Here is a 7,247-nt window from a genome sequence, read left to right as displayed (position 1 = left end):
GGAAGCGGCGGCAGAATTGGTTGCGGACCCCCGCCGCCTGCAAATCCCTCGCCGATAAATGGTATCCGCTGGTCGGGCTTTATCCTCAGGTGATGGGCGTCCCGCTGCGCACGTTGGCGGCTTGATGCTGGGATCAGTAATTGCGGCTATGCTGTACGCTGCCGGGACGGCACGAGCAGTCGTCGGGTCGGCTCGCTGCGCCGGGCGGTCGATGGCGATAAGTCCAGCGTTGCGGCTCCAACCGAGCCGGGGTGGCGCGGAGGCAAGTCGGCACCACCATGAACTCGGAAATCCATTTGGCGAGTTCGTCCGCACCGCGACGGCGCAGCATGGCGGCAAACCGGTCCCACCGGTGGCTTTGGGTGTTGAGCCATCCGATCATTCGTTCGCGGGCGTCGACCGAATCCGTCGGCAAGGCCCAGCTGGGTGCTGTCATGTCTGGACGGCGCCCTGCGATCAAGGGTGATATTTGGCATGGCGACGGTCGCGGGTGCGGTCATGTCTCCGGCCTTTTTGTGTGGGTTTTCCGTAATTTCGAACGTGGCGCGTTCACCCGTGCTCGCTGCGTCGACGGCCTTGAGTATGACCATCGCTCCGGAGGCTAGCGAGTCTGAGCCGATATCCAGCGTGTCGACGCCAGCACCGCCAGCGATGAAATCCTTACCCGCCCCGCCTGATAGGACGTCGTCCCCGATCCCACCCGCGATCAGGTCGTCGCCTGCGCCTCCACGTATCGTGTCGACGCCCCCGCCGCCCACGATGATCTCGTCGTCGGCAGAGCCAGTCGTCGTGTCGGAGCCGCTACCATCGACGAAGATCGTGAGATTGCTGCCAACGTTACCGCTCGTCGGTAGCGCCCTCGTCGTCGCGGTGTCGGTCGTCGCGAACTCAACGCGGTTTATAATGTCGGTGTTGGTGGTGTTCCACAGCCATTTCATGCCTGTTGCGAGGTCTGATGCAGCGCCGTCAGCGCCCGTAACCGTCGAGAGCGCCTTCTTAACCAGTTCGTCGCGACCGACGATCGTTGTATGTGCGAGTCCGTTACCCCAGCGATTTGCGCTAAAGTTAGCTGCAAGCGTTAAGCCGTCGGTCGACAGGTCGAGCATACCCGACGCTACCGACGAGGACGCGCCGCCCTCAACGTCTCCAAGCGCCAGCTTGCCTGCGAATTGAACCAGTGCCTCTGCGAGTTGATCTGCACTGTCTCTGAGTGTGGCCGAGACTTCGACACGATCGAGGGCCTTTGACAGGTCAGTGGCGTCGTCGAACATGGAGATGATTGCGGTATCGCCAAAAGGACGTTCGCCGTCGGAAATCGCTGAGTACGCGATTGCCATCAACAACTGCGATGCAGGATCGGCAGCTCCGGTTCCACCCTGAGCACGCCCAAGAGCTTCTCCGATATCGGCATTTACAAAGGCGTGACCGATCGCATTTCCGGCCTTGAACCATTCCGCCTTGTTGTTCTGGTCGGCCCACATCAATGACACGAGCAGCCCTATCGAGTGGAGGGCGACTGCGTCCAAGTCCGTATGAGATTGATAAGAGTGATCGGGGGTCGACTGCAGAAAACGAAGACCTTCCAGTATTTCGCCCGGAGTAAAAATTGTTTTCAGTCCTGAGATGTTTGGTGCCCAGGGTGCCAAACCGCGATAGATATCTGACGAGCGGTTCGGCCAGACCAGCGAGGGAAGCCCTGTGCTGACCGCACCGTACGTGTTCGCAGCGGCCGCTTCGAAGGGCATGTTGTCGAACAGCACGCCTGACCGATTGTAAATCGAAGACACTAAGCCAGCCAGTCCACTACCAAGCGAGTGGCCAGTCGTGGTGATGTTCGCCATTCGCGGATCCGACGCGCTCATGTGGGCGGCGACCGTGTTGTAATATTCGAACGCCATTTTTGCTTGCGGCTCGAAGTTCGAACCGACACCAGTCCCCCAGCCGTTTCCGATGTCCTGCCACAAAGGGCTGCTAAAGAACGAGTACCAGTGATCGACTTGAAAGTTTGTCCCGCGATAGGATATTATTGTCTCGCCGTTCCAATTATATGAAGACGCGTAGAACCCGACTGCCTCTGCGCCCGTAGGCAGCGAAAACGTGTTCTCGGTTGCTGTACCGATCCCAGTTGTAGCGATGTCGAGGTTGGCGCCGTAGCTGCGGTTGTACGAATCCATTGCCAGGATCGACATGAGCAGGTCGCGATTCATGGTCATATCAATTCCTTACAAAGTCGCCGTGTTTCAGCTTTTCGCTTAGTGGTAGCTGGCCGAAGCCGCCGGTCCCCTTCAGCCACGGTTCGGGAAAGTCGCCCAGCCAAGGAAGCCTGCGGCGAATGTTGTCCGTTGGCGGATCATCTGTGATCGCGATGACGATTCGACGCACCTGTGCACCCGAGCCAAGATCGTGGGCGGGGACGATCCTCACCGTCTTTGGATCGGCTGCGTTTCCGAGCGTAGCCATGACGGGCCAGAGAGAAGCGGGCTGCTTTCCCGTACCCGTCGCGGGACCCCACCGCGAAAGCTCAGCGGAGTGTTCCGTATTTTTCAGCGCGCGTAAGCTATTCAACCAGGCTCTGGCGTCGCCGCCCTTGTCAGGATGGACTGGCAGAAGGGCGGCCATGGCGTAGTTGACGGCAGCGTTTTCGTTTGAGGGTGATCTGAGAAGAGCGTAAATTGTCGATCCGTTCGGCAAATCGACTGCGGCAGCCTCGCCGCTTACATGCGTGGTAAGCAGGCTGCCTAGTGCACCCTTGGACGCCGAAGTTGCGACCTGAATAACGCTCGACCCGGTGCGAATACCTTTGGAGGTCTCGATCTCCACTGTCATGCGATATCTGTAGGTCACCTGATTTCCAGAATCGCAGCCAGAAAGAACTGTACCTACGAGCGTAAGAAGGCAGAGCGTTCCGGGTCGTATGTGAAGTGTGAGCTTATGTGTCCGATGGCGATCCCCGAAATTGCGTGCGCGGCAGTTAAGCCATACTGAAAGCAACTTGTTCGGATACATTGCCTACACTCCCACAACGAAGGCGCTTTTTCCCAGATTACGTTCGGGATTATTTGGCCATAGATGCTGGTCGTCACGTCGGACGAAAACGCTAAGATGGCTCAACCAAGCAAACCTCGTTTTGATTCCGGTTGTGACGGAATCATTTGTCATTTGAATGACGATTCTTCGGAGTTGGTAACCGCTGCCAAATTTCCGTCCTAAGTTGGCTGGGTCGACGGCTTCGACAGTTGTGGGATTCCGATTGTCCCGGAAAGTGACCATCATGGGATAAGCTGAGCTGGGCAGTATCGCTGGAGCGGTCAACTGCGTGAGTGCCTTGTTTCGAGCAGACCAATCATCGGGTACGTCGTGTGACGGCAGGACGGGATTATAGGCAGCTTTCGCGAAGGCGCCGTCAAAACCACCAGCGGTCTTGAGCGTTACGACCAGCGTCCGACCGTTTGGAAGGTCGACCAGCACTGCTTGGCCACGCCTACTCAGGTGAAGGCTGTTGTCGGGTATCCCCCTGCCTTCCGTCTCGGTGTTCTCAATCACCGATGTTCCCGTGCGAAGACCCTTTGGAGTGTCGACCTCGACAGTCATCCGGTACCGGTAGGTATAGCTCTCGCCGAACAGCGATCCGCAGGAGGCGAGGAATGATGCAGCGAAAATAGATTGTGCTGTCGTTTTCCAGGTCAATTTACCGCTCCCTGCCGGCCGTCGCGCGTGCATGCTCGATCGGGCTGATAAGATAGGAAATGATTGAGCGCCGTCCGGCCTGGATGTCCGCCGTGGCCGACATTCCGACGGATAGGTCCATCCCGGAAGGCGCTCTGTGAAGGCGCACACGCACCGGATAAACCAGGCCTAGCTTTTCGGTTTCGACTGCGTCGGATCCGACTGCCTCCACGGTCCCGATAACAGTTCCGAAGCGCGTGAATGGGTAAGCCTCAAGTTTGACCACGACGTCTTGTCCGACGCGCACGAACGCGCGATCGCGATTAGGAAGATTTCCTTCCATCACTAGCGAACTACCCGCAGGCACCACGATCATGATCGGCTTCGCCGCTTCCACGATACCGCCGATCGTGTGGGCGGCGAAACCGGTAACGACCCCGTCGGCTGGGCTGAGAAGTTGCTGAAGACCCGACCGCTGCTTGGCCTTGACGAGCTCTTCCCGTCGAAGGCTTGCATCGCTTTCCGCCTTCGCTAAATCCGCGAGCACCTTGGCCCGCGTCTCGGCGCGCGTCCGCGCGCCACCGGTCCCGGTCGAAGCTAGCTGAGCGTCGGCCGTGCGCACGGTCTGCAGCGCGATGTTGTGATCCCGCGCGGCAGCGAGCCGCTGCCGCCGCATCTCGATCACCTTCAGCTTCGACACGTAGCCCTTGGCGAGGAGAGTCTCGTTGGCGGCGATCTGCTCGTCCAGTAGAGGCAGCGTCTCGCCCAGCTTCGCCGCCTGTATTCGCGCCTCGCCGCGGGCCGCCGCCGCGGTCCTGGTGTCGGCGCCCATCCCGGCCATGCTGGCCTCGATGCCGGCGAGTTCCGCCTGCGCGAGCTGACGCTGCGTCGCTGCCGTCTCGGTGGGCGTGCCTGCGGGCGGGACGAAAGCAAGTCCGTGGCCTTCCAAGGCGCCAAGCACTGCGCGGGCGCGCGCCGCGTCGAGCTCGGCCGTCTCAAGCGCCTTGCGCGACTGCTCTGTCTCGGCGCCCGCGACGGTGGGATCGAGCGCGATCAGCGGCTGGCCCTTCCGGACGTGCTGGCCGTCGCGGACGTAGATCGCCCTGACGATGCCGGCTTCCGCCGGCTGGACCAGCTTAACGTTGTCGGCGGGGATCAGCTTGCCGCTCGCCGAGACGACGATGTCGACCTTGCCGAACACCAGCCAAAGCGTCGTCAGCAGCAGTCCGGTGAGCAGCAGCCAGGCCGTCGCGCGTGCCGTTGGCGACACTGGCCTCTCCGTTATCTCCAAGGCGGCGGGCAAGAATGCCGTCTCCTCGGTGCGGACGAGGCCCTTGGCGCGCGCCTTTTCGGCGGCGAGCGCGTCGCGCGCGATCTGCCAGTGCCCGCTGATCGCGTTCACGCCCGGACCCCCGACTGGCGGCGCTGGAGGTCGGCGAAGCGGCCGTTGGCGCTGAGCAGTTCGTCATGCGTGCCGTGCTCGACGATGCGTCCGCGCTCCATCGTGATGATCGTCTCGCATTGGCGGATCGCGGACAGGCGGTGCGCGATGATGATGACGGTGCGGCCCTGCGCCATCGCCTTCAGGTTCCGCTGGATGATCTCCTCGCTCTCGGCGTCCAGCGCCGACGTCGCCTCGTCGAAGATCAGGATGCGCGGCTGCGTGACAAGTGCCCGCGCGATGGCGATGCGCTGGCGCTGGCCGCCGGAAAGGTTGACGCCGCGCTCCTCGATGACGGTATCGGGCACTGTCAGACCAATGGGGCAGCCACTTTCCTATATGGTTAGGCCTACAACGGTATGAATCATATTCCGACTTCGAACGTGTTCTGATCTTGTTGTGTACCGGTAAGTCGGACATCCTGCGCAGCTGTTTTTGTGGAGATCGTCACAAACGAACCAGATCCGGTTAGTCTGACAGTACCCGCCGGTGAATTGCGGAAAGATGCTGCCGCGCTGCACGGCACTGCTTCCACTGTGATTGTTGGCATCACTACGATCGGTGTTACCGGACTTTTGACGGGCAATCACATTGGCGCCGCTGCGCTTGGCGTGATGGCTGGCAACGCATTTCCCAAGCTTCGGCCATCGGATGTTCCAAAGAGCCGGGCCGACTAGCAGCAAGTTGGCGGGCCAGTACTGGCTGTCTGAAGCGGAGAATAGCCGATTATTCTCCGCATAAATGCGGATAATAATCCTTGCATTTGCGGAGATAATTCGTACATATCCTCCGCGAATGGTGCGGACAATAATGCGTTATATCTGGCAGCAAACGAACTGGCCCGATCTCCGATGGCGGAACGAGGACCTTGTCGGCCAACTTGCCAAGGTCCGGCATCAGCAAGGCCGCCTTCTCGGCCGAATGGAAGCAATGGGCTTTCCGTTGCGCGAGGAGGCGGTGCTCCACACTCTGACCGAAGACGTCCTAAAGTCGTCAGAGATCGAGGGAGAGATCCTCGACAAGGACCAGGTACGCTCCTCCATCGCTCGCCGCCTAGGTTTAGACGTGGGGGGCTTGGTCCCCGCGGACCGCAACGTCGAGGGCGTGGTCGAAATGATGCTCGATGCGACACAGCACTATAGCGAACGGCTTACCCAAAAGCGTCTCTTCGCGTGGCATGCAGCGCTGTTCCCAACAGCTTATAGTGGCATGCGTAAAATCCGTGTCGCCAAGTGGCGCGACGATAGCGAGGGCCCGATGCAGGTTGTGTCGGGTGCGATCGACCGGGAGAAGGTGCACTATGAAGCGCCACCGGCAGAGGCGCTGGCAGGCGAAATGAAACAATTTCTAAAATGGTTTGAAACCAATCAAGGAACAGATCCCGTCATCAAAGCCGGCGTGGCGCACCTGTGGTTTGTTACGATCCATCCGTTCGACGATGGGAACGGACGCATTGCCCGAGCCGTCGCCGACATGGCGCTGGCCCGTTCGGACAATACCGCGCAGCGCTTCTATAGTATGTCCGCGCGGATCCGCGCCGAGCGCAACGACTATTACAATATGCTTGAGAAGACCCAGAAGGGCGACGTCGACATTACCCACTGGTTGAGCTGGTTTCTCGCCTGTCTGCAACGCGCGCTTGATGGCGCGGACGTAACGTTAGGCTCAGTCATCGGCCGCGCTGAGTTTTGGCAGCGGCACGCCGATGTTGCCCTGAACGAACGCCAGCGCGCCGTGCTGCTTCGGTTCCTCAACAATTTTGAGGGTAAGCTGACCAGCTCGAAATGGGCCATCTTGGCAAAGACATCTCAGGACACCGCGTCACGCGACATTGCCGACCTTGTAAAAAAACGTATCCTCATGAAGGACGAAGGTGGCGGGAGAAGCACGAGCTACTCGCTGGTGGGCTGACGAACCGAAACGACAACCGACCTTCGCGCCAAAGGTCAAATACTTCTGCGTGGCTGTGAACGTCCCAAACAAGTAACATGCGCACGTTCCTTGCCCGACTGGATGTGTCTGACGTGACCCCCGTTTCTTCATCCAGTTGGAACTAGAGACCGGCCCCTCGAAGGGACGGACAGATGAAGCGGAAGCATTTCACGGAAGAGCAGATCATTGGCATCCTGAAGGAGGCCGA

Annotated in this window: 7 protein-coding genes; 2 read left to right on the top strand and 5 right to left on the bottom strand. The window is 59.9% G+C overall.

All coding sequences use genetic code 11. The annotated features are described in order from the left end of the window. Positions 1-146: 146 nt before the first annotated feature. From ACM9ME_RS15165 to ACM9ME_RS15145, 5 genes are all read right to left on the bottom strand, one after another. A complete protein-coding gene (locus ACM9ME_RS15165; protein WP_415644300.1) occupies positions 147-2,213 on the bottom strand; it encodes a calcium-binding protein in 2,067 nt (688 codons plus the stop codon). A 1-nt stretch (position 2,214) separates the two neighbouring features. Further along, the gene (locus ACM9ME_RS15160; protein WP_415644299.1) at positions 2,215-2,826 is read right to left on the bottom strand and encodes a hypothetical protein; all 612 of its coding nucleotides are present in this window, start codon (positions 2,824-2,826) and stop codon (positions 2,215-2,217) included. A 183-nt stretch (positions 2,827-3,009) separates the two neighbouring features. Then, positions 3,010-3,687 carry a hypothetical protein gene (locus tag ACM9ME_RS15155; RefSeq protein WP_415644298.1) on the bottom strand — a complete coding sequence of 226 codons (678 nt, stop codon included), beginning with the start codon at positions 3,685-3,687 and terminating at the stop codon, positions 3,010-3,012. 1 nt (position 3,688) lies between these two features. Then, positions 3,689-5,068, bottom strand: coding sequence for an HlyD family type I secretion periplasmic adaptor subunit (locus ACM9ME_RS15150; RefSeq protein ID WP_415644297.1), 1,380 nt, complete (start codon positions 5,066-5,068; stop codon positions 3,689-3,691). Beyond that, a complete protein-coding gene (locus tag ACM9ME_RS15145; RefSeq protein ID WP_415644296.1) occupies positions 5,065-5,415 on the bottom strand; it encodes an ATP-binding cassette domain-containing protein in 351 nt (116 codons plus the stop codon). The genes ACM9ME_RS15150 and ACM9ME_RS15145 overlap by 4 nt, the downstream gene beginning before the upstream one ends. Positions 5,416-5,544: 129 nt before the next feature. Here ACM9ME_RS15145 and ACM9ME_RS15140 point away from each other — a divergent pair, with 129 nt between their 5' ends. Continuing rightward, positions 5,545-5,784 (top strand): hypothetical protein, encoded by a 240-nt coding sequence (locus tag ACM9ME_RS15140; protein ID WP_415644295.1) that lies wholly within the window; start codon positions 5,545-5,547, stop codon positions 5,782-5,784. A 133-nt stretch (positions 5,785-5,917) separates the two neighbouring features. Continuing rightward, entirely contained in the window at positions 5,918-7,018 is a 1,101-nt protein-coding gene (locus ACM9ME_RS15135; RefSeq protein WP_415644294.1) for a Fic family protein, read from the top strand. Positions 7,019-7,247: the final 229 nt, after the last annotated feature.

Source organism: Sphingomonas antarctica, assembly GCF_965137005.1.
GTDB lineage: Bacteria > Pseudomonadota > Alphaproteobacteria > Sphingomonadales > Sphingomonadaceae > Sphingomonas_O > Sphingomonas_O antarctica.
Note: the sequence above shows the minus strand (reverse complement) of the source record. Positions and strands in the feature narration are given on the sequence as shown.